This window comes from Kitasatospora sp. NPDC096140 (genome assembly GCF_040303045.1).
GTDB lineage: Bacteria > Actinomycetota > Actinomycetes > Streptomycetales > Streptomycetaceae > Kitasatospora.
On sequence record NZ_JBEOUW010000026.1, the window covers coordinates 20,400 to 39,929 of the forward strand.

Below are 19,530 nucleotides of genomic sequence, written 5' to 3' on the forward strand. Positions count from 1 at the left end.
GGGGCCCCTCTGCTCGGGCGCTACGGCATCAGGCGCCGCGCAGCACCGCTCCGGTACGGGCCACGGCCTCGGCGACGGCCGCCTCACGGGCGGCGGTGGCCTCGTCCGCGGTCAGCGTGCGGTCGACGGCCCGGAAGCGCAGCGCGTACGCCAGCGACTTCTTGCCCTCGCCCACCTGCTCACCGGTGAACACGTCGAACAGCCGGATGGCCTCCAGCAGTTCGCCGGCGCCGGTGCGCAGCGCGGCCTCGACGTCGGCGGCCGGAACCGCGGTGTCGACGATCAGCGCGACGTCCTGGGTGGCCACCGGGAAGCCGGAGACGGTCGGGCCGCTGACCCGCTCGGCGCCGTCGGCGGTGAGCAGGTCGACGTCGATCTCCATCGCGGCGGAACGGGCCGGCAGGCCGAGCGCCTTGACCACCCGCGGATGCAGCTCGCCGGCGTGGCCGACCACCCGGTCGGTGCCGGTGACGACCAGCTCGGCGCAGCGGCCCGGGTGCCAGGGCGCCAGCTGACCCTGGCGGACGGTCAGCTCGACGCCGGCCGCGCGGGCCACCGTGCGGGCCGCCTCGACGGCGTCCGCCCAGGAGGCCTGGGCGCCCTTGCCCCACCAGCCCGACGGCAGCCGCTCGCCCGCGAGGGCGACGGCGATCCGGCGCGGCTGGTCCGGCAGCGCGGCGTCCAGCTCGGCCAGCTCCTCGTCGCTGGGCCGGTGGTCGACGGCCGGGCGCGGGGCCACGGACAGCTCGTCCTTGGGCAGGAAGACCGTGCCGGACTCGAAGACCGCCAGGTCGGTGTTGCCGCGGCCGATGTTGCGGCGCAGCGCACCGAGCAGGCCCGGCAGCAGCGTGGTGCGCAGCGCCGGCTCCTCGTCGTTGAGCGGGTTGACCAGCTTGACCGTACGGCGGCGGCGGTCGTCCGACTCCAGGCCGAGCGCGTCCCAGGCCGCCTCGCCGAGGAACGGGTAGTTGTTGACCTCGACGTAGCCGGCCCCGGCCAGTGCGACGCCGATCCGGCGGTTGACCCGCTGGGCCTCGGTCAGGCCCTTGCCCGGCGGCACGTCGGGCATCCGGGCGGGGACGTTGTCGTAGCCCTCCAGCCGGATGACCTCCTCGGCGAGGTCGTACGGGTCGGTGAGGTCGGGGCGCCAGGTCGGCGGGGTGACCTCCAGGACGTCGGCGCCGGAGACCGAGCAGCCGACCTCCTGCAGGCGCCGGGTGACGGTCTCGCGGCCGTACTCCGTGCCGGCCACCCGGTCGGGCAGGTCGGCGGCGATGGTGATGGTGCGCACCGGGTGCGGGGCGGCGATGTCGGTGACCCCGGCCTCGGCGGTGCCGCCGGCGATCAGGACCAGCAGGTCGACGGCGCGCTGCGCGGCGGCGCGGGCGGCCTCCGGGTCGACGCCGCGCTCGAAGCGCTTGGACGCCTCGGAGGGCAGCTTGTGGCGCTTGGCGGTGCGGGCGATCGCGACCGGGTCGAAGTGCGCCGCCTCGATGATCACCTCGGTGGTGCCCGGGCCGGCGGCCGGGTCGAGGATCTCGGTCGACGCGCCGCCCATGACACCGGCCAGGCCGATCGGGCCGCTGTTGTCGCAGATCAGCAGGTCCTCGGCGGAGAGCTTGCGCTCGACGCCGTCGAGGGTGGTCAGGCTCTCGCCCTGCTCCGCCCGGCGGACCGTGATCGGGCCGTTGACGCGCTGCTTGTCGTAGGCGTGCAGCGGCTGGCCGACTTCGAGCATCACGTAGTTGGTGATGTCGACGGTCAGCGAGATCGGGCGGATGCCCGACTTCTGCAGGCGGCGCTGCAGCCAGATCGGGGACTTGGCGTTCGGGTCGACGCCGACGACCGTGCGGGCCACGAAGCGGTCGCAGCCGGCCGGGTCGTTGACCTTGACCAGGTAGCCGAAGGAGTTGGCCGGCGGCACGTCGAGCAGCGCCGGGTCGGCCAGCGGCAGCCCGTACGCGGCGGCGGCCTCGCGGGCCACGCCGCGCATGGACAGGCAGTAGCCGCGGTCCGGGGTGACGGCGATGTCGAGCACCTCGTCGACGAGCTGGAGCAGCTCGATGGCGTCGGTGCCGGGCTCGTACTCCGGCGGGAGCACGATGATGCCGTTGTGGTCGTCGCCCATGCCCAGCTCGCGGGCGGAGCAGATCATGCCGGCCGAGGTCTGGCCGTAGGTCTTGCGGGCCGCGATCGGGAAGGGGCCGGGCAGCACGGCGCCCGGGAGCACGACCACGACCTTGTCGCCGACGGCGAAGTTGGTCGCGCCGCAGACGATCTCCTGCGGCTCGCCGGTGCCGTTGGCGTCGCCGACGTTGACGAAGCAGTGCCGGATCGGCTTCTTGAAGCCGGTCAGCTCCTCGATGGAGAGCACCTCGCCGACCACCAGCGGACCCTTGAGGTCGGCGCCGATCTGCTCGACGGTCTCGACCTCCAGGCCGGCCCGGACCAGGCGCTCCGCGACGTCACGGCCGGTCGCGCCGGTCGGCAGGTCGACGTACTCGCGCAGCCAGGAAAGCGGGACGCGCATCAGATCTCCATCCCGAACGGGAGGGTGAAGCGCACGTCACCCTCGACCATGTCGCGCATGTCGGCGACGTTGTGACGATTCATCAGGATCCGCTCCAGGCCCAGGCCGAAGGCGAACCCGCTGTAGCGCTCGGGGTCGACACCGCAGGCGACGAGCACCCGCGGGTTGACCACGCCGCAGCCGCCGAGCTCGATCCAGCCCTCGGAGGAGCAGGTGCGGCACGGCCGGTCCGGGTTGCCGACGCTCGCACCCAGGCACACGAAGCACTGCAGGTCGACCTCGGCCGACGGCTCGGTGAACGGGAAGTACGAGGGCCGCCAGCGCAGCTCCAGGTGGTCGCCGATCAGCTTCTCGACCAGGACCTCGATGGTGCCCTTGAGGTCGGCGAAGGTGATGCCCTCGTCCACCGCGAGGCCCTCGACCTGGCGGAAGACCGGGGTGTGGGTGGCGTCCAGCTCGTCGGTCCGGTAGACCCGGCCGGGGCAGACCACGTAGACGGGGGGCTCGCGGTCGAGCATGGTGCGGGCCTGGACCGGGGAGGTCTGGGTGCGCAGCACCACGCCGGAGTCGGCGGAGCCGTCCGGGGCCTGGACGAAGAAGGTGTCCTGCATCGAGCGGGCCGGGTGGTCCGGGCCCAGGTTGAGGGCGTCGAAGTTGAGCCACTCGGCCTCGACCTCGGGGCCCTCGGCGACCTGGTAGCCCATCGCGACGAAGGTGTCCTCGATGCGCTCGGCCATGGTGGTCAGCGGGTGCCGGGCGCCGCGCGGGGCGCGGTCGTACGGCAGGCTGACGTCCACCGCCTCCTCGACCAGCACGCGGGCGTCGCGCTCCGCCTCCAGCTCGGCCTGCCGCCTGGCGAGGGCCTGGTTGACGGCGCCGCGGGCCTGGCCGATCAGCTTGCCGGCGGCGGCCTTGGCGTGCGGGGGCAGGGCGCCGATCTCGCGGTTGGCGAGCGAGAGCGGGGACCGGTCGCCGGTGTGGGCGACCTTGGCCTGCTTCAGCTCGTCCAGGGTGCTGGCGGCGGCGAAGGCGGCGACGGCCTCGTCCCGCGCCTGCTCCACCACCTCGGGCTTGAGGGCCTCGACCTCGACCGGGTCGTACGACTTGTTGGGTGCCGACATCTCTATCTTTCCCGTGCTCCTGCTCGTCCGTGCTCAGGTGTGTGGGTTCGCCTTCGCGCCACGCCCGGCGGGGCCGGGGCACGGGCAGCCGGTTTCCGTTCACCGGAGGCTCACGGGAGTGGGTGTCCGCGGCTCAGCCGCGCAGGGCGTTGCTCGACGCCAAAGGTCGAGTGTAGTCGCAGCGCGTAGCGCCGCTGCCGCGATGCCCGTCCGGCGGGACTCCGGCGACCGGTCAGAGCGGGCTCTGCTGGTCGTCCGAGCTCTCTCAGAGCATGAAGTCCGGAACGCCGGCGGGCAGGATAAATCGGAACCGGGCGCCGCCGCCGGGCGCGCGGTCGACACGGATCGAGCCGCCGTGGGCCTCCACGATGCCCTTGACGATGTAGAGGCCCAGGCCCGTGCCGCCGCGCTTGGAGCCGCGCCAGAAGCGGGTGAAGACGCGCGGCATCGACTCCTCGGGGATGCCGCTTCCTTCGTCGCTCACGGTGACCGCTGTGCCTTCCACGATGCGGGGCGGGGTGCCGGAGCGCTCCCAGACGGGCGCCTCGACGACCTCCTTGGCCGGTGCCACCTCGATCGTGACAGTTCCCTCGCCGTGCCGCACCGCATTTTCCAGCAGGTTGGCGAGCACCTGGTCGACCTTGTCCGGGTCGGCCCACAGGACGGTCAGCGGCTGGCTGACCCGGACGTCGAAGCGCTCCTCGGGGATCCCGGTGGCGACCTTGCGCTCGACGTGCCGGCGCACCGCCGCGGAGAGGTCGACCACCTGCTTGCGCAGCTCCAGCCGCCCGGCGTCGATCCGGGAGATGTCCAGCAGCTCGGCGATCAACCGGGTGACCCGGTCGGCGTCGGCGTCCACGGTCTCCAGCATCAGCCGCTTCTGCCCGTCGGTGAACCGCTCCCACTTGGCCAGCAGCGTCGCCGTGAAGCCCTTGACGCTGGTCAGCGGGGAGCGCAGCTCGTGCGCCACGGTGGCGATCAGCTCGGCGTGGCTGCGCTCGGTGCGGCGCCGGGCCTCGGTGCCGCGCAGGGCGATCACCAGGCGCTCCAGCGGCCCGCACGGCACCGCGCGGACGTACCGGGCGGAGACCAGCACCTCGTGGCCGCCGGGCAGCAGCAGGTTGCGCTCCGGCTGGCGGGTGCGGATGGCCAGGCCGCCGTACGGGTCGGTCAGCTGCCACCAGCGGCGGCCGTCCAGGTCCTCCAGCGGGAGGACGTCCTCCAGCGCGCAGCCGAGCGCGACCTCCGGGAGCACGCCGGTGAGCCGGGCCGCGGCCCGGTTGAAGCAGACCACCCGGCCCAGCGCGTCGGCGACCACCAGGCCGTCCGGCAGGTCGTCCGGGTCGAGCTCGGGCCCGCTGCCGACCATGGGTTGCCTCCCCGATTACCCACCGTGCCTATCCCCACACCGAGGCAGACCCTAGCGCCTCGCAGGCCCCCGCAGTAGGGCTTGCGGGGCGGATCGCCCGGGCCCGGCGGGATCCGCCCGGCGAACCCCGCGTGCCACGGGGTGATCCGGTGCGCCCCGGGTGCGTCAGGCGTTCGAACGGCAGCCGCCGGGCGAGCGCTGCGCCCGGGCCGAGGCGTACAGGCAGACGGCCGCGGCAGTGGCCAGGTTGAGGCTCTCGGCGTGCCCGTGGATCGGGACGCGCACGACCTCGTCGGTGAGCGCGCGGGTCTCCTCCGGGAGCCCCCACGCCTCGTTGCCGAACACCCACGCGCCGGGCGCGCCCAGGGTGCCCTCGTCCAGCTCCTGGTCCAGGTCGCGCTCCCCCGCACCGTCCGCGGCGAGCACCCGGATCCCGGCCTCGCGCAGCTTCCCGACGGCCTCCTCGACCGGCACGCCGACGGCCACCGGCAGGTGGAAGAGGCTGCCCACGGAGGCGCGGACGGCCTTCGGGTTGTAGAGGTCCACCGAGGCGTCGGTGAGCACCACGGCGTCCGCGCCGGCCGCGTCGGCGGTGCGCAGCACCGTGCCGGCGTTCCCGGGGTCGCGCACGTGGGCGAGGATCGCGACCAGCTTCGGGCGGGCCGTGAGCACGTCGTCGAACGGGGTGTCGATGAAGCGGCAGAGCGCCACGATGCCCTGCGGGGTCACGGTGTCGCAGATGTCGGCGATCACCTCGTCGGTGGCGGTCAGCACGGGCAGCCCCTCCGCCAGGGTGGCCTCGACGATGCCGGCGTGCCGCTCGGCCGCCTCCGGGGTCACGTAGACCTCGACCACGGCGTGCTCGCCCGTGCCCGGCAGTCTGCCGAAGGCGACGGCCTCCCGGACGGCCTGCGGGCCCTCGGCCAGGAAGCGGCGCTCCTTGGTGCGCTGGTTGCGCTTGGCCAGCCGGCGGGCGGCGACGACGCGCGGCGAGCGCAGGGAGGTCAGCAGGGGGGTGTCGGTGCTCGGCATGGTCTCGATCTCTGGAGGCGCAGGCGGACGGAGGGCGCTGAGGGGCGGAAATGCAGAACCGGACCCGCAGGAGAGCCTGCGGGTCCGGTCAGAGCTCAACCGATCTCGGAAGATCAGGCGGCGTCGGCGGCGGCCTTCGGGGCGTTCACGTCGGCCGGCAGCGCCTTCTGGGCGACCTCGACCAGGGAGGCGAACGCACCCGGGTCGTTGACGGCCAGGTCGGCCAGCATCTTGCGGTCGATCTCGACGCTGGCGGCCTTCAGGCCCTGCACGAAGCGGTTGTAGGTGATGCCGTTGGCACGGGCCGCAGCGTTGATGCGCTGGATCCACAGCTGACGGAAGTCGCCCTTGCGCTTCTTGCGGTCGTTGAAGTTGTAGACCAGCGAGTGGGTGACCTGCTCCTTGGCCTTGCGGTACAGGCGCGAGCGCTGGCCACGGTAGCCGCTGGCGCGCTCCAGGATGACCCGGCGCTTCTTGTGGGCGTTGACTGCCCGCTTGACGCGTGCCACTTCATTACTCCTTGGGTTGGACCACGGACTACTTCACGTGGTCCGTCATTCGAATGGGTCGGGAAGGATCAGCTGCCCCGCACACGGCTCGCGCCGGGCGGGAGGGCGATCACTTGCCGAGAAGCTTCTTGATCTTCTTGGCGTCAGCGGGGGCCAGCTCGATCGTCCCGGCCAGCTTGCGGGTCAGCGTCGAGGGCTTGTGCTCCAGGAGGTGGCGGCGACCGGCGCGCTCGCGCAGCACCTTGCCAGAGCCACTGATCTTGAAGCGCTTGCTGGCGCCACTGTGCGTCTTCTGCTTCGGCATTTCGCCGTATCTCCTCGTCGGTCCCGTTCACGCCCGCGCAGCGTCTGCCACACGGGCGTGAACTGGATGGATCTGTGGTGACCGGGCGGGCTGCCCCGTCACCCTTGGGGCCGGTCTCCCGGGCTGCCCTGAGCCGTGAAGGCTCAGGCGCCCTGGGACGCGGCCGGCTGCTCGACCGGAGCGTCGGCCTCGACGGCCGGCGCCTCGGCCGGGGCGTCCTGCGCCTCGGTCACGGCGTCGTCGACAACGGTGTCCTCGGCCACGGCCTCGTCCGCGGGGGCGTCGGAACCGGGGGTGCGGCCCTGACGCTCGGCCTTGCGGGCGTCCGCGAGGGCGCGGGCCTCGGCCATCGCCTCGGTCTTCTTCTTGTGCGGGCCAAGAACCATGATCATGTTACGGCCGTCCTGCTTCGGCGAGGACTCGACGAAACCCAGGTCCTGGACGTCGTCGGCGAGCCGCTGCAGCAGGCGGAAGCCCAGCTCGGGGCGGGACTGCTCACGACCACGGAACATGATCGTGATCTTGACCTTGTCGCCCTGCTTGAGGAACCGGACGACGTGACCCTTCTTGGTGTCATAGTCGTGCGGGTCGATCTTCGGCCGGAGCTTCATCTCCTTGATGACCGTGTGCGCCTGGTTCTTGCGCGCCTCACGAGCCTTCATGGCCGACTCGTACTTGAACTTGCCGTAGTCCATGAGCTTGCACACCGGCGGCCGGGCGGTCGCCGCGACCTCGACCAGGTCGAGGTCGTACTCCTGCGCAAGCTCCAGCGCCTTGGCAAGCGGCACGATGCCGACCTGCTCGCCGCTGGGACCGACGAGTCGCACCTCCGGAACGCGAATCCGGTCGTTGATGCGGGGCTCGGTGCTGATGGGGCCTCCTCGGTTGCACCTTCTGCGATGCGGCCGTCGGACGGCGGTCGCACGTAGTGGACTCGACCACTGGGCGGGGCTTCATTCGTGCTGCGCTGCCCGGCACCTTCCGGCACCGTCGCACCCGCGACACGAAAAAAGCCCCGCTCGGTACAAGCGGGGCTCCACACAACCGGGGGCTGCGCCCGGTGAGGGGCGCTGCGGCGACTCGGCGCCAGGCGCCCGTCGCGGACCGGGACCCGTCGACCGCGAGGCCGATCAGGTGGGAGACTTTCGCGGTTGCCCTCTCGGGCCTCCTCAGTGGAGCCTCCACTTGCTGGCCAGGCGCCCATGCGGGATCCCGGCCGGTCAGTCTCGAAGCATACAGGGCCGGGAGGCCCGACGCCATTCCGCCCCGGCGCAGTGCCTTCCCGGCGCGCCACGGAGCCCTTGTACGCTCCACGTGTACCCACACGGCACGACGGAACGAGCCCCCCTTGAGCAGCGAGCCCACCCAGACCCCCGACACGGACGACGACAAGATCGGCTTCGACGACCTCACCCGCGACATCGCCGAGGTCCCCGCCGTCGAGGTGATCACCACCGTCGCCGTGCACCTGATGAGCGCGGCCGCCGTCAAGTGCGGTCTGGCCGAGGGCGGCGAGAAGGACAAGGACCTGGACGAGGCCCGCAAGCTGATCACTGCACTGGCCGGGCTGGTCACCGCCGGCGCCCCGGAGATCAGCAACTTCCACGCCGCCCCGCTGCGCGACGGCCTGCGCTCGCTGCAGCTCGCCTTCCGCGAGGCCTCCATCGTCCCGGACGCGCCGGGCGCGGGCCCGGGCGAGAAGTTCACCGGGCCGGTCTACTCCTGACGTGACGCGCGAAGGACCACCTGCTCACGTGAGTAGGTGGTCCTTCGGCGTTTCCTACCGCTCCTGGCGCCGGAACAGCGGCTCACCCGGCAGCTCGGCGCTCGCCGGCAGCACCGCGAGGTCCAGCCCGCGGTCCAGCCGCACCCGCAGCACCGGGTCCGCGGCCACCGCCCGACCGACCCGCTGCGCGGCCGCCTGCAGCCCCGGCTGGTCCAGCGCCGGGTCGAAGACCACCGCGAGCACCCCGTCCGAGCCCCCCGAGGCCGCCAGCAGCCCGCTGACCACGTCCGGCTCGGCCGCCAGCAGCGCCCGCACCGCCTCGCGCACCTCCGGGTCCAGCGCCGGCGGCACGAACGGACGGTTCTCCGCGAGCGCCCGCAGCCGCGCACCGCTCAGCTGGAAGGCCACCGGCCCGGCCGGGTCGATCAGCAGGGTGTCGGCGCGCTCCGAGAAGGCCACCATCGCGGCCTGCGGGGCGGCCGTCGGCGCCGGGCGGGCGTCGGCGCGCCACCGGGCGAGCGACTCCAGCGACGTGAAGGCGGGCAGCGCGCGGCGCCCGTCCGGGGCCTCCAGCACCGGGACGGCCATGTCGCTGGTCTTCTCGTGCTTGTGCCCGTGCTCGTCCACCTCGACCTCGCCGAGGATCGCCACGATTGGCACCATCAGCCGGGTGGGGGTCAGCGCCGCCAGCACCTCGGGCTCGGCGGCGCGGTCCTGCGACCAGCGGGCGAGGGCCTCGACGAGCGCCGGGTCGGCGGTGCCGTCGTCGTCACCGAAGCCGGGGTTCGGGATGTTCTTGCCGACGAACGCCGGGTTGGAGAAGTCTTTGCGGTCCACCCGCCCGACCCTATGCCACCGCACCCGAGCGGCCCGATTTCCCTGCACGCGCCCCCTACCCACCGGTAGGCCGCTGTGGCACCCTGCGCCCATGGTGATCCTCGACGCACCCGCGCCCACCCCGGTCTCCGACCGCCTCCGGTACGACCGCGCCACCGCCCACCTGGACGGGCCGGTCGCCGTCGTCGACCTCGCCGCCTTCGACGCCAACGCCGCCGACCTGGTGCGCCGGGCGGGCGGCAAGCCGATCCGGGTCGCCAGCAAGTCGGTGCGCTGCCGGGCGCTGCTGGAGCGGGTGCTGGCCGTGGACGGCTTCGCCGGGGTGATGAGTTTCACCCTGGACGAATCGCTCTGGCTCGCCCGCACCGGCGTCCGGGACGTCCTGCTCGCCTACCCCTCCGCCGACCGGGACGGGTTCGCCGCCCTCACCGCCGACCCGGCGGCCGCCCGGGAGATCACCGTCGTCCTGGACGACCCGGACCAGCTCGACCTCATCGACAAGGCCCGGGCCGGCGACGCCGAGGTCCGGGTCTGCCTGGAACTGGACACCGCCCTGCACCTGCTCGGCGGCCGGGTCCGGGTCGGCGCCCGGCGCTCGCCGCTGCGCACCCCCGAGGACCTCGGCGCCTTCGCCGAACTCGTCCAGCGCCGCCGGGGCTTCCGGGTGGTCGGCCTGATGGCGTACGAGGGACACGTCGCCGGGGTGGGCGACCGGGTGCCCGGACGGCCGGTGCGCTCGCACCTGATCCGGCTGATGCAGGCCAAGGCCCGGACCGAACTGGCCGAGCGCCGCGCGGCGGTGGTCCGCCGGCTGCGGCAGGTCGCCGAGCTGGAGTTCGTCAACGGCGGCGGCACCGGCAGCGTGGAGTCCACCGTGGCCGAGCGCGCCGTCACCGAGGTGGCGGCCGGCTCCGGGCTCTACCAGCCGCAGCTGTTCGACAACTACCGTTCCTTCCGGGGCCGTCCGGCCGCCCTGTTCGGCCAGCCGGTGGTGCGCCGCCCCGGCGTCGGCGTGGTCACGGTGCTCGGCGGCGGCTACCCGGCCTCCGGCGCGGCCGGCCCGGACCGCTCGCCGGTGCCGTACCTGCCGCCGGGCCTGCGCTACGACCCCATGGAGGGCGCCGGCGAGGTCCAGACCCCGCTGCTCGGCCCGGCCGCCGACGACCTGCTGATCGGCGACCGCGTCTGGTTCCGGCACGCCAAGGCGGGCGAGCTGTGCGAGCGCTTCGCGGAGCTGCACCTGATCGAGGGCGAACGCGTCGTCCGGACCGTGCCGACGTACCGGGGTGAGGGGAAGACATTTCTCTGACGGTTCGTCCGTCTCTGCCCTACCGTGGTGCCGACGGAACGGTACGACAAGGGAGCAGCATGGACCCCGAGTTCACGGACATCGCCACGAGGGGCGCGACCGCTCTGGCCGGCCTCATGGTCACCTCGGCCTGGGACCGGGTCAAGCCGCGTGTCGCCGCGATGTTCGGCGGCAGGGCGGAGTCGATCTCCGAGGATCTGGACGAGACCCGGGCCGAGGTGGCCGCAGCGCCGGAGGACAGCCGCGAGTCCGCCATCCAGAGCGCCCAGGGCGAGTGGCAGCCGAAGCTGCGCCGGCTGCTGGCCGACAACCCGGCGATGGCCGAGGAACTCCAGGCGATCCTGGACGAGTTCATCCCCAAGCGGCCCGAGCAGGTCACCGTCTACCACAACGAGCTCAAGGACATGACGGTCCACGGCACCGTCCTGCAGGTCGGCCATGGCAAGGTCGTCACGACCGAGACGATCAACGGCGACCTGAACTTCTGACCTTTCCCCAGCCTTAACCAGGCCCGATGGAACGGCTAACAACAGCCTTCCATCGGGCCTTTGCGCTGTTCCGGGGCCTACAGTCCGTCAACAAGTGGTCCACGCGCGGCTATTGCGCTCTGGTCCAGACCAATCCTACGCTCGGGCCGGGGGCCGCGATCCGGGCCGACCGGCCCCCGAACGGGCAGGCGTGCCCGCTCTCCCCCACAACTCGCCCGGCACGACGGTCAAGGAGTCCCCACCCCATGTCCATCAAGCGAAGTGCCCTGTCCGTCGGCGTGGTCGGCGCCGCGGTCCTCGCGGTGGCCGCGACCACCGCCGGCACCGCCAGCGCCCACGGCACGATGACCAACCCCGTCAGCCGGGTCGCCGCCTGCTACGCGGAGGGCCCGGAGCACCCGGTGTCCCAGGTCTGCAAGGACCTCGTGGCCGCGAGCGGCACCCAGCCGCTGTACGACTGGAACGAGGTCAACATCGCCAACGCGGCCGGCAACCACCAGGCGCTGATCCCGGACGGCAAGCTCTGCTCGGCCAACCGCGACAAGTACCAGGCCCTGGACTGGCCGCGCACCGACTGGCCGGCCACCCCGGTCAAGGCGGGTGCGTTCACCTTCCAGTTCCGCACCACCGCGCCGCACGTCGGCACCCAGACCGTCTACATCACCAAGCCGAGCTACGACCCCACCAAGCCGCTGAAGTGGTCGGACCTCGACCCGACCCCGGTGGCCCAGGTGCAGGTCACCCGGACCGCCACCGACGGGTACTACAGCTACTCCGGCACCCTGCCGCAGCGCACCGGCCGCCAGCTGCTGTACATGGTCTGGCAGCGCAGCGACAGCCCGGAGGCGTTCTACAGCTGCTCCGACGTCGACTTCGGCTCGACCGCCGCCGCTGCCGCCCCGGCGCTCGCCGCGCAGGCCCCGGCCGCGCCCAGCGACGCCCAGATCGCGGCCGACGCGCCCAGGTCCACGGTCGCCCACCACGGCCACGGCGGGGACCCGAACGCCCCGGCCGGCCAGATCGTCCCGACCACCTCCGCCGCCGTGGCCGGTACCTCGGCCACCGGCCCGCTGCTGCTCGCCGGTGCCGCCGCGATCGGCGTCGGCTGGGCCGGCATGGTGCTCCGGCGCCGTCGTGTCGAGGCTGTTCGACGCGACTCCTGACGCCGGACGCGGGCGCCGGGCCGGTCACACCCCCGTCCGGCCCGGTGCCCGTGACCGCATGACGGCGGCGGCCCACCCGGAGGTCTGTCTCCCGGGTGGGCCGCCGCCGTGTGAGGAGCGCGGGGCTCAGGTGGTGGTGCCCCCGGTGCCCCCGGTGCCTCCGGCCGCGCCGCCGCCCGCGCCGCCGGGGCCGGAGCCCGAGCCGGGCAGCCCGGGGATGCTCGGCAGCTTGCCCTTGTAGTCCGTGATGCCCTTGACGATGGTGTCCATCACGGCGACGTCCGGCGCCTTGTCGGCGATGTCGAAGCCGAAGTGCACCGAGACCAGCGCCTTGCCGTCGGCGGACGGGAAGACCACGGTCTGCACGTAGCCGGGGTTGCCCTTGGCGACGTCCACCTTCCAGCGGACCAGGTAGCCGTCCTTGCCGTTGACCTTGACGGCCTCGGACTTGAGCTCCTGGTGGCCGGTGATGCCGACGTACGAGTCCTTGGCGGCCTTGTCGATGTCGGCCTTGGCCGCCGTCTGGGCGTCGGTGCCCGCACCGTCGATCCGTCCGGTGTTCGCCCCGCCGAGGGTGCACTCGTTGCCGCTGCCGTCGGGGCAGTCGTACGGGCCGACGGTGATCATGGCGTAGCCGTTGTCGGTGGTGTCGGCCTGCCAGCCGCTCGGGACCGGCAGGGTGAGCCTGTTCACCATGTCGATCGCGGTGTCGGCGCCGGGCCGGACCCGGCCGTTGCCGTTCCCCTGACCGTTGCCGTTGCCCTTGCCGTTCCCGTTGCCCTTGCCATTGCCATTGCCCTGGCCGTTGCCCTGGCCGTCCTGGCTGCTGCCGTCGCCGCCGCCGGAGCCCGGGTAACCGCCCCAGGGGCCGAAGTTGCCGCGGGGGGTGTGCTGGGCGACCGGCTTGGACTTGTCGCCGTGGCCGTCCATGGCGAGGTAGGTGATCCCCGAGCCCGCGCCCAGGCCGAGCAGCGCGGCAACGGTGGTCGCCACGACCAGCTTCGACGGCTTGCGCCGGGCCTTGCGCGGCGGCACGGCCGCGCCGAAGGCGGCACCGAAGGGCGGCGGCTCCGGGTAGCGGACGGTCGGGCCGCTCTCCAGGACCTCGCCCTCCAGCACGGTGGGCTGCTCGGCCGTCCCCGCCCCGGGCTCACCGGCCGCCGCCGAGGCCTCCGGGGCCTGCGGGGCGTCCGAGGCTTCCGGGGCGTGCGGAGCCTCGGGGGCCGCCGCCGCACCGGACGCCGACGCGGCGCCCGGCTCCGGGGCGTCCGTCTCCGGGACGTCCGAGGCTGCGGGCCGGGTGGCGCCCGTCCAGCCCTTGCCGTCCCACCACCGCTGCGTCGCCGGGTCGCCGGTGCCGGCCTTCGGGTCCGGGTACCACCCGGCGGGAATCTGCTCACTCACAGCAGAGAATCTAAAGGCAGCCGGATAAACGCGAAATCAGCGCGGCACGGAATTCCCGCGGTTTTCGATGAGATTACGGTGAGAAGGCGTGGCGGTCCCCGGCGGCGGCGCTCAGAGCGGGGTGACGTAGGCCCCGGAGATGCCGCCGTCCACCAGGAACTCGCTCGCCGTGATGAACGAGGAGTCGTCGCTGGCCAGGAAGGCCACCGCGGCCGCGATCTCCTCGGCCCGGGCGAACCGGCCGAGCGGGACGTGCACCAGTCGGCGGGCCGCCCGCTCCGGGTCCTCGGCGAACAGCTCGCGCAGCAGCGGAGTGTCCACCGGCCCCGGGGAGAGCGCGTTGACCCGGATCCCCTCGCGGGCGAACTGCACGCCCAGCTCGCGGGACATCGCGAGCACCCCGCCCTTGGAGGCGGTGTAGGAGATCTGCGAGGTGGCCGCACCCATCCGGGCCACGAAGCTGGCGGTGTTGATGATCGAGCCCCGTCCGTGCCGGCGCATGTACGGCAGGGCCGCCTTGCAGCACAGGTAGACCGAGGTCAGGTTGACCTCCTGGACCCGGCGCCAGGCGTCCAGGCCGGTGGTCAGGATCGAGTCGTCCTCCGGCGGCGAGATGCCCGCGTTGTTGAAGGCCACGTCCACGCTGCCGTAGGTCTCGTACGCCTCGTCGAAGAGCGCCTCGACCATGTACGGATCGGTGACGTCGGTGTGCACGAACAACCCGCCGACCTCCTTGGCGGCGGCCCGTCCGGTCTCCTCGTCGAGGTCGGCGCAGACCACCTTCGCCCCCTCCGAGGCGAGCCGGCGGGCGGCGGCCAGGCCGATGCCGCTGCCCGCGCCGGTGACCACGGCGGTGCGGCCGACCAGCCGACGGCAGACCGCCCCGTCCCGCGCGGCGTGCTTCTCGCTCATCGGGCTGTCACTCCTCGCTCTGGATGACGACGTTCCTGGCCCCGCATCCGTCGGTCATGCCTCACATCCGTCGATCATGCGTCACATCCGTTCGAAGGATCGGTAGCGCTCCCAGTCGGTGACGGCGCCGTCGTAGGCGGCCTGCTCGACCCGGGCCATGTTCAGGTAGTGGTCGACGACGTCGTCGCCGAAGGCCTCCCGGGCCAGTTCGCTCTGCGCCCACAGGTCGGCGGCCTCGCGCAGCGATCCGGGCACCCGGGCGTACTCCTCGACCGCGTAGGCGTTGCCCAGGCAGGGCGCGGGCAGCTCCAGCTTGCGCTGCAGCCCGTACAGACCGGCCGCGATCATCCCGGCCACGGCGAGATACGGGTTGACGTCGCCGCCGGGCACCCGGTTCTCCATCCGCAGGCCGGGGCCGTGGCCGACCACCCGGTAGGCGCAGGTGCGGTTGTCCCGGCCCCAGGCGACGGCGGTCGGGGCGAAGGAGCCGGGGCGGTAGCGCTTGTACGAGTTGATGTTCGGGGCGTAGAGCACGCTGAACTCGCGCAGCACCTTCAGTTGGCCGGCCAGGAAGTGCCGCATGGTGTCGGTCATCCGGCCGTCGCGGTCGGCGAAGGCCGGGGCGCCGACGGCGTCGCGCAGCGAGAGGTGGATGTGGCAGCTGTTGCCCTCGCGCTCGTCGTACTTGGCCATGAAGGTGAGCGCGCAGCCGAGTTGGGCGGCGATCTCCTTGGCCCCGGTCTTGTAGACGCTGTGCTGGTCGCAGGTGGTGAGGGCGTCGGCGTAGCGGAAGGCGATCTCGTGCTGGCCGAGGTTGCACTCGCCCTTGGCGGACTCCACGACCAGGCCGGCGCCGGCCATCTCGTTGCGGATCCGGGAGAGCAGCGGCTCGACCCGGGCGGTGCCCAGCATCGAGTAGTCCACGTTGTAGAGGTTGGCCGGGGTCAGGCCGCGGTAGCCGCCGAGCCAGGCCTGCTCGTAGGTGTCGCGGAAGACCAGGAACTCCAGTTCGGTGCCGATGTCGGCGGCCAGGCCGTACTCGGCGAGCCGGGCGATCTGGCGGCGCAGCAGTTGGCGCGGGGCGGCGTCCACCGGGTGGCCGCCGTGCCGGGCGAGGTCGGCGGTGACCTGGGCGGTGCCGGGCTGCCAGGGGGTCAGCCGCAGGGTGCCGAGGTCGGGGCGCATCGCGAAGTCGCCGTAGCCGGTGGCCCAGGAGGAGAAGGCGTAGCCGTCCACGGTGTTCAGGTCGACGTCGACGGCCAGCAGGTAGTCGCAGGCCTCGGCGCCGTGCTCGGCGACTTCGTCGAGGAAGAACCGGGCGGCGAAGCGCTTGCCCTGCAGTCGGCCCTGCATGTCGGTGAAGGCGAGCGCGACTGTGTGCACCTCGCCGGCGTCCACCAGGGTGCGCAGCTCGTCCAGGGTCAGCGGCGGCCGGGCTGGCACGGCCGCGGCGGTGGTCCCGGACGTGGAGCGCTCCGGCGCGGCGTTCCCGGGGGCGGCGCTCGGCGGGGTGGCACTCGCGGGCTCGGAGTTCCCGGGTGCGGTGTTGCCGGGGCCGGCGTTCTCGGGGGCGGCGTTCTCGGGGGCGGCGTTCTCGGGGGCGGCGTTCCCGGACATGGCGGAGCCCTCCTTCCTCGACGTCCTGCATTCCTTCGATCACTCTTCGAGATCAAGCAGTCACAGCGAACCGTACGGCCTGCGACTCGCGGGGCGGAAGAGGGCGGACTGGTGTGGCGCGCCGATATGCGTGGTTGACGGTGGATCAGGTGGTTCGGGAGGAGAATGCGCGCCATGAATCGCAGGCCTTTGATCGGCGTCAGCACCTACCTCGTGGACGCGAGCTGGAGCGACTGGCGGGGCCGCCGGGTCGCCCTCGTGCCCGAGCGGTACACCGCGTACGTCCGGGACTCCGGCGGGATCGCCGTCCTGCTGCCGCCGGACGCCCCGGAGCGGGCGCCGGAGGTGCTGGCCCGGCTGGACGCGCTGGTCATCGCGGGCGGGCCGGACATCGACCCGGCGTACTACGGGGAGCCGGCCCATCCGGCGACCGAGGTGGACTCGCCGGAGCGCGACGCCTGGGAGGTCGCCCTGCTGCGGGCGGCGCTGGCCGCGGGGATGCCGCTGCTCGGGGTCTGCCGCGGGATGCAGGTCCTGAACGTGGTGTGCGGGGGAACGCTGGTGCAGCACCTGCCGGACGTGCTGCCGGTGAACGTGCACGGCGGGGCACCGGGACGGTACGGCACGCACCTGGTGCGGCCGGTGCCCGGCACGCTGCTCGGCGGGCTGCTGCCGGAGTGCGAGCTGGAGGTGCCGACCTTCCACCACCAGGCCGTCGACCGGGTGGGCACGGGCCTGCGGGTGAGCGCCCACGCGCCGGACGGCACGGTCGAGGCGGTGGAGGGGCCGGGGTTCACGCTCGGGGTGCAGTGGCATCCGGAGCAGGGGGACGACCTGCGGCTGATGCGGGCCCTGGTACGGGCGGCCACCGCCGCCGCGCTGGACGCCACGGCCCTGGACGCCGCCGTCGCCGATGCCGCGGTCCTGGGCTCGGCGGCCCTGGACCCGGTCGCGCTGGGGTAGCTCAACTGGGCGCGGGCGCAGGCGACATCGGCTGGTCGGAGGGGTGCGGAGTGCACCGCGTCCGGCCGGCCGAACGGCAACGACAACGGTCACCAGTACAGCCTTTGGATCTTTGTCGATTCTGCGGTTCACTTCGGTTGCGGGGCGGTCGCGCCGCACCCCCGTTCGCCTTCGTGCGCCCAGAGAGGACTTCCATGGCCAGGCACGAGCATTCGCACGATGATCATGCGCATGACCACGCACAGTCGAACGGGCACGGGCACGGCGGCGGACACGCGCACGGCGGACACGGGGGCCACAGCGGGCACTCGCACGGTGTCGCCGCCGACGCGGACCGCCGCTGGCTGCTCGGCGCGCTCGCCCTGATCGTCGTCTTCATGGCCGGCGAGGTCGTGGTCGGCTTCGCCGCCCAGTCCCTCGCGCTGATCTCCGACGCGGCGCACATGCTCACCGACGCCGCCTCGATCGTGCTCGCCCTGGTCGCGATGCGGCTCGCCGCCCGCCCGGCCCGCGGCGGCTACACCTACGGCCTCAAGCGGGCCGAGATCCTCTCCGCGCAGGCCAACGGCGTCACCCTGCTGGTGCTCTCGGCCTGGCTGGGCTACGAGGCCGTCACCCGGCTGCTCGAACCGCCGGACGTCGCCGGCTCGCTGGTGCTGGTCACCGCGCTGGTCGGGATCGTCGTCAACCTCGCGGCGACCTGGTGCATGTCCAAGGCCAACCGCAGCTCGCTGAACGTCGAAGGCGCCTTCCAGCACGTCCTGACCGACCTGTACGCGTTCATCGCCACCGCCATCGCCGGTGTGGTCGTCCTGACCACCGGCTTCGAGCGGGCCGACGCGATCGCGTCGCTGATCGTCGTCGCGCTGATGCTCAAGGCCGGCATCGGGCTCGTCCGCGACTCCGGGCGGATCTTCCTGGAGGCCGCCCCCGCCGGGATCGACCCCGACGCGGTGGCCGACCGGATGGTCACCGAACCGCTGGTCGAGGAGATCCACGACCTGCACATCTGGGAGATCACCTCCGGCCAGCCGGCGCTGTCCGCGCACATCCTGGTCACCCCCGGCGGCGACTGCCACGCCGTCCGGCGCCGGCTCCAGCGCCGACTGGCCGACGAGTACGGCATCACCCACAGCACCCTCCAGGTCGACCACGTCGGCGAGGACGAGGCGGGCGCGCTGCTGCAGATCGCCGCACCGGGCGACACGGCCGCCGAACACTGCGCCGACGCCCACGGCCCGGTCCACCGCGCCGGACCGCACGAGCACTGAGAACCGGGACTCCGTCAGCGCGGTGCGGCATGATCTGTGACGTGACCGCACCGCGACTGATGCTGCTCGACTCCGCCAGCCTGTACTTCCGGGCCTACTTCGGCGTACCGGACACCCTGCGCTCGCCGCAGGGCGAGCCGGTCAACGCCGTCCGCGGCCTGCTGGACTTCATCGCCCGGCTGGTCCACGACCACCGCCCCGACCGGCTGGTGGCCTGCATGGACGCCGACTGGCGCCCGCAGTGGCGGGTGGACCTCGTCCCCTCGTACAAGACCCACCGGGTCGCCGAGGCCGCCGTGGACGGCGAGGAGGAGGTGCCCGACACGCTCGCCCCGCAGGTCCCGGTGATCGAGCAGGTGCTGGACGCGCTCGGCATCGCCCGGGTCGGCTCCCCCGGCTACGAGGCGGACGACGTGATCGGCACCCTCACCGCCCGCGCCGAGGGCCCGGTGCAGATCGTCACCGGCGACCGCGACCTCTTCCAGCTGGTGGACGACGCCCGGGGGATCACCGTGCTCTACCCGGTCAAGGGCATGGGCAACCTGCAGGTCACCGACGACGCGCTGCTGCTGGAGAAGTACGGCGTGCGCGGCGCCCAGTACGCCGACATGGCCGCCCTGCGCGGTGACCCGTCGGACGGCCTGCCCGGGGTCAAGGGCATCGGCGAGAAGACCGCCGCCCAGCTGATCAACGAGTACGGCGACCTCCCGGCCATCCGCGCCGCCGCCCTCGACCTCGCCTCCAGGCTCACCCCGGCCCGGCGCCGCAACATCGTCGAGGGCGCCGCCTACCTCGACGTCGCCCCGAAGGTCGTCCGCGTCGCCGACGACGCCCCCCTCCCCGCGTTCGACCCGGTCCTCCCCCGCGAACCCCTCGACCCGATGACCCTCGAAGAGCTCTCCACCCGCTGGGGCCTCGGCACCTCCCTGGACCGCGTCCTGGAGGCCCTGGCCCGGCGCTGAGGGACCCACCGGG

18 protein-coding genes are annotated in these 19,530 nt (G+C 73.1%); 7 read left to right on the forward strand and 11 right to left on the reverse strand.

Annotation, left to right across the window (positions count from 1 at the left end; translation table 11 throughout):
- Positions 1–28: 28 nt before the first annotated feature.
- The 7 genes from pheT to infC form a co-directional block, all read right to left on the reverse strand.
- A complete protein-coding gene (gene pheT / locus ABT048_RS25345) occupies positions 29–2,530 on the reverse strand; it encodes a phenylalanine--tRNA ligase subunit beta (protein WP_350523782.1) in 2,502 nt (833 codons plus the stop codon).
- Positions 2,530–3,651: a phenylalanine--tRNA ligase subunit alpha gene (gene pheS, locus ABT048_RS25350; protein ID WP_350523783.1), complete on the reverse strand. Its 1,122-nt coding sequence runs from the start codon at positions 3,649–3,651 to the stop codon at positions 2,530–2,532. The genes pheT and pheS overlap by 1 nt, the downstream gene beginning before the upstream one ends.
- A gap of 265 nt (positions 3,652–3,916) precedes the next feature.
- Complete coding sequence (locus tag ABT048_RS25355; protein WP_350523784.1) at positions 3,917–5,020, reverse strand: sensor histidine kinase; 1,104 nt, start codon at positions 5,018–5,020, stop codon at positions 3,917–3,919.
- 165 nt (positions 5,021–5,185) lie between these two features.
- Complete coding sequence (locus tag ABT048_RS25360) at positions 5,186–6,052, reverse strand: TrmH family RNA methyltransferase (RefSeq protein WP_350523785.1); 867 nt, start codon at positions 6,050–6,052, stop codon at positions 5,186–5,188.
- Positions 6,053–6,165: 113 nt separating this feature from the next.
- A complete protein-coding gene (rplT, locus tag ABT048_RS25365; RefSeq protein ID WP_030055649.1) occupies positions 6,166–6,561 on the reverse strand; it encodes a 50S ribosomal protein L20 in 396 nt (131 codons plus the stop codon).
- A gap of 109 nt (positions 6,562–6,670) precedes the next feature.
- Positions 6,671–6,865, reverse strand: coding sequence for a 50S ribosomal protein L35 (rpmI, locus tag ABT048_RS25370; RefSeq protein ID WP_045701618.1), 195 nt, complete (start codon positions 6,863–6,865; stop codon positions 6,671–6,673).
- A gap of 143 nt (positions 6,866–7,008) precedes the next feature.
- A complete protein-coding gene (gene infC, locus ABT048_RS25375; RefSeq protein ID WP_350523878.1) occupies positions 7,009–7,737 on the reverse strand; it encodes a translation initiation factor IF-3 in 729 nt (242 codons plus the stop codon).
- Between the two features lie 476 nt (positions 7,738–8,213).
- Here infC and ABT048_RS25380 point away from each other — a divergent pair, with 476 nt between their 5' ends.
- Complete coding sequence (locus tag ABT048_RS25380; protein WP_350523786.1) at positions 8,214–8,591, forward strand: DUF1844 domain-containing protein; 378 nt, start codon at positions 8,214–8,216, stop codon at positions 8,589–8,591.
- Between the two features lie 54 nt (positions 8,592–8,645).
- Here the strand turns inward: ABT048_RS25380 and ABT048_RS25385 are convergent, their stop codons facing one another.
- A complete protein-coding gene (locus ABT048_RS25385; protein ID WP_350523787.1) occupies positions 8,646–9,428 on the reverse strand; it encodes an SseB family protein in 783 nt (260 codons plus the stop codon).
- Positions 9,429–9,519: 91 nt separating this feature from the next.
- On the opposite strand from ABT048_RS25385, the gene ABT048_RS25390 reads away from it, so the two are divergent.
- The 3 genes from ABT048_RS25390 to ABT048_RS25400 all read left to right on the forward strand — a co-directional run bounded on the left by ABT048_RS25390 (position 9,520) and on the right by ABT048_RS25400 (position 12,388).
- A complete protein-coding gene (locus ABT048_RS25390) occupies positions 9,520–10,737 on the forward strand; it encodes an alanine racemase (protein ID WP_350523788.1) in 1,218 nt (405 codons plus the stop codon).
- A gap of 59 nt (positions 10,738–10,796) precedes the next feature.
- Positions 10,797–11,225: a hypothetical protein gene (locus ABT048_RS25395; protein ID WP_350523789.1), complete on the forward strand. Its 429-nt coding sequence runs from the start codon at positions 10,797–10,799 to the stop codon at positions 11,223–11,225.
- A gap of 245 nt (positions 11,226–11,470) precedes the next feature.
- Positions 11,471–12,388 (forward strand): lytic polysaccharide monooxygenase auxiliary activity family 9 protein, encoded by a 918-nt coding sequence (locus ABT048_RS25400; protein WP_350523790.1) that lies wholly within the window; start codon positions 11,471–11,473, stop codon positions 12,386–12,388.
- A gap of 126 nt (positions 12,389–12,514) precedes the next feature.
- On the opposite strand, the gene ABT048_RS25405 is transcribed toward ABT048_RS25400, so the two are convergent.
- The 3 genes from ABT048_RS25405 to ABT048_RS25415 form a co-directional block, all read right to left on the reverse strand.
- Positions 12,515–13,792: a DUF2510 domain-containing protein gene (locus tag ABT048_RS25405; RefSeq protein WP_350523791.1), complete on the reverse strand. Its 1,278-nt coding sequence runs from the start codon at positions 13,790–13,792 to the stop codon at positions 12,515–12,517.
- A 111-nt stretch (positions 13,793–13,903) separates the two neighbouring features.
- The gene (locus ABT048_RS25410; RefSeq protein ID WP_350523792.1) at positions 13,904–14,704 is read right to left on the reverse strand and encodes a 3-oxoacyl-ACP reductase; all 801 of its coding nucleotides are present in this window, start codon (positions 14,702–14,704) and stop codon (positions 13,904–13,906) included.
- A gap of 81 nt (positions 14,705–14,785) precedes the next feature.
- On the reverse strand, positions 14,786–16,321 hold the full coding sequence (locus tag ABT048_RS25415; RefSeq protein ID WP_350523793.1) for a glutamine synthetase family protein: 1,536 nt from the start codon (positions 16,319–16,321) through the stop codon (positions 14,786–14,788).
- Between the two features lie 174 nt (positions 16,322–16,495).
- Between ABT048_RS25415 and ABT048_RS25420 the strand changes: the two genes are divergently transcribed.
- From ABT048_RS25420 to ABT048_RS25430, 3 genes are all read left to right on the forward strand, one after another.
- On the forward strand, positions 16,496–17,284 hold the full coding sequence (locus tag ABT048_RS25420; RefSeq protein WP_350523794.1) for a gamma-glutamyl-gamma-aminobutyrate hydrolase family protein: 789 nt from the start codon (positions 16,496–16,498) through the stop codon (positions 17,282–17,284).
- A 194-nt stretch (positions 17,285–17,478) separates the two neighbouring features.
- The gene (locus tag ABT048_RS25425) at positions 17,479–18,555 is read left to right on the forward strand and encodes a cation diffusion facilitator family transporter (RefSeq protein ID WP_350523795.1); all 1,077 of its coding nucleotides are present in this window, start codon (positions 17,479–17,481) and stop codon (positions 18,553–18,555) included.
- Positions 18,556–18,614: 59 nt separating this feature from the next.
- Positions 18,615–19,517 (forward strand): 5'-3' exonuclease, encoded by a 903-nt coding sequence (locus tag ABT048_RS25430; RefSeq protein ID WP_350523879.1) that lies wholly within the window; start codon positions 18,615–18,617, stop codon positions 19,515–19,517.
- Positions 19,518–19,530 lie beyond the last annotated feature (13 nt).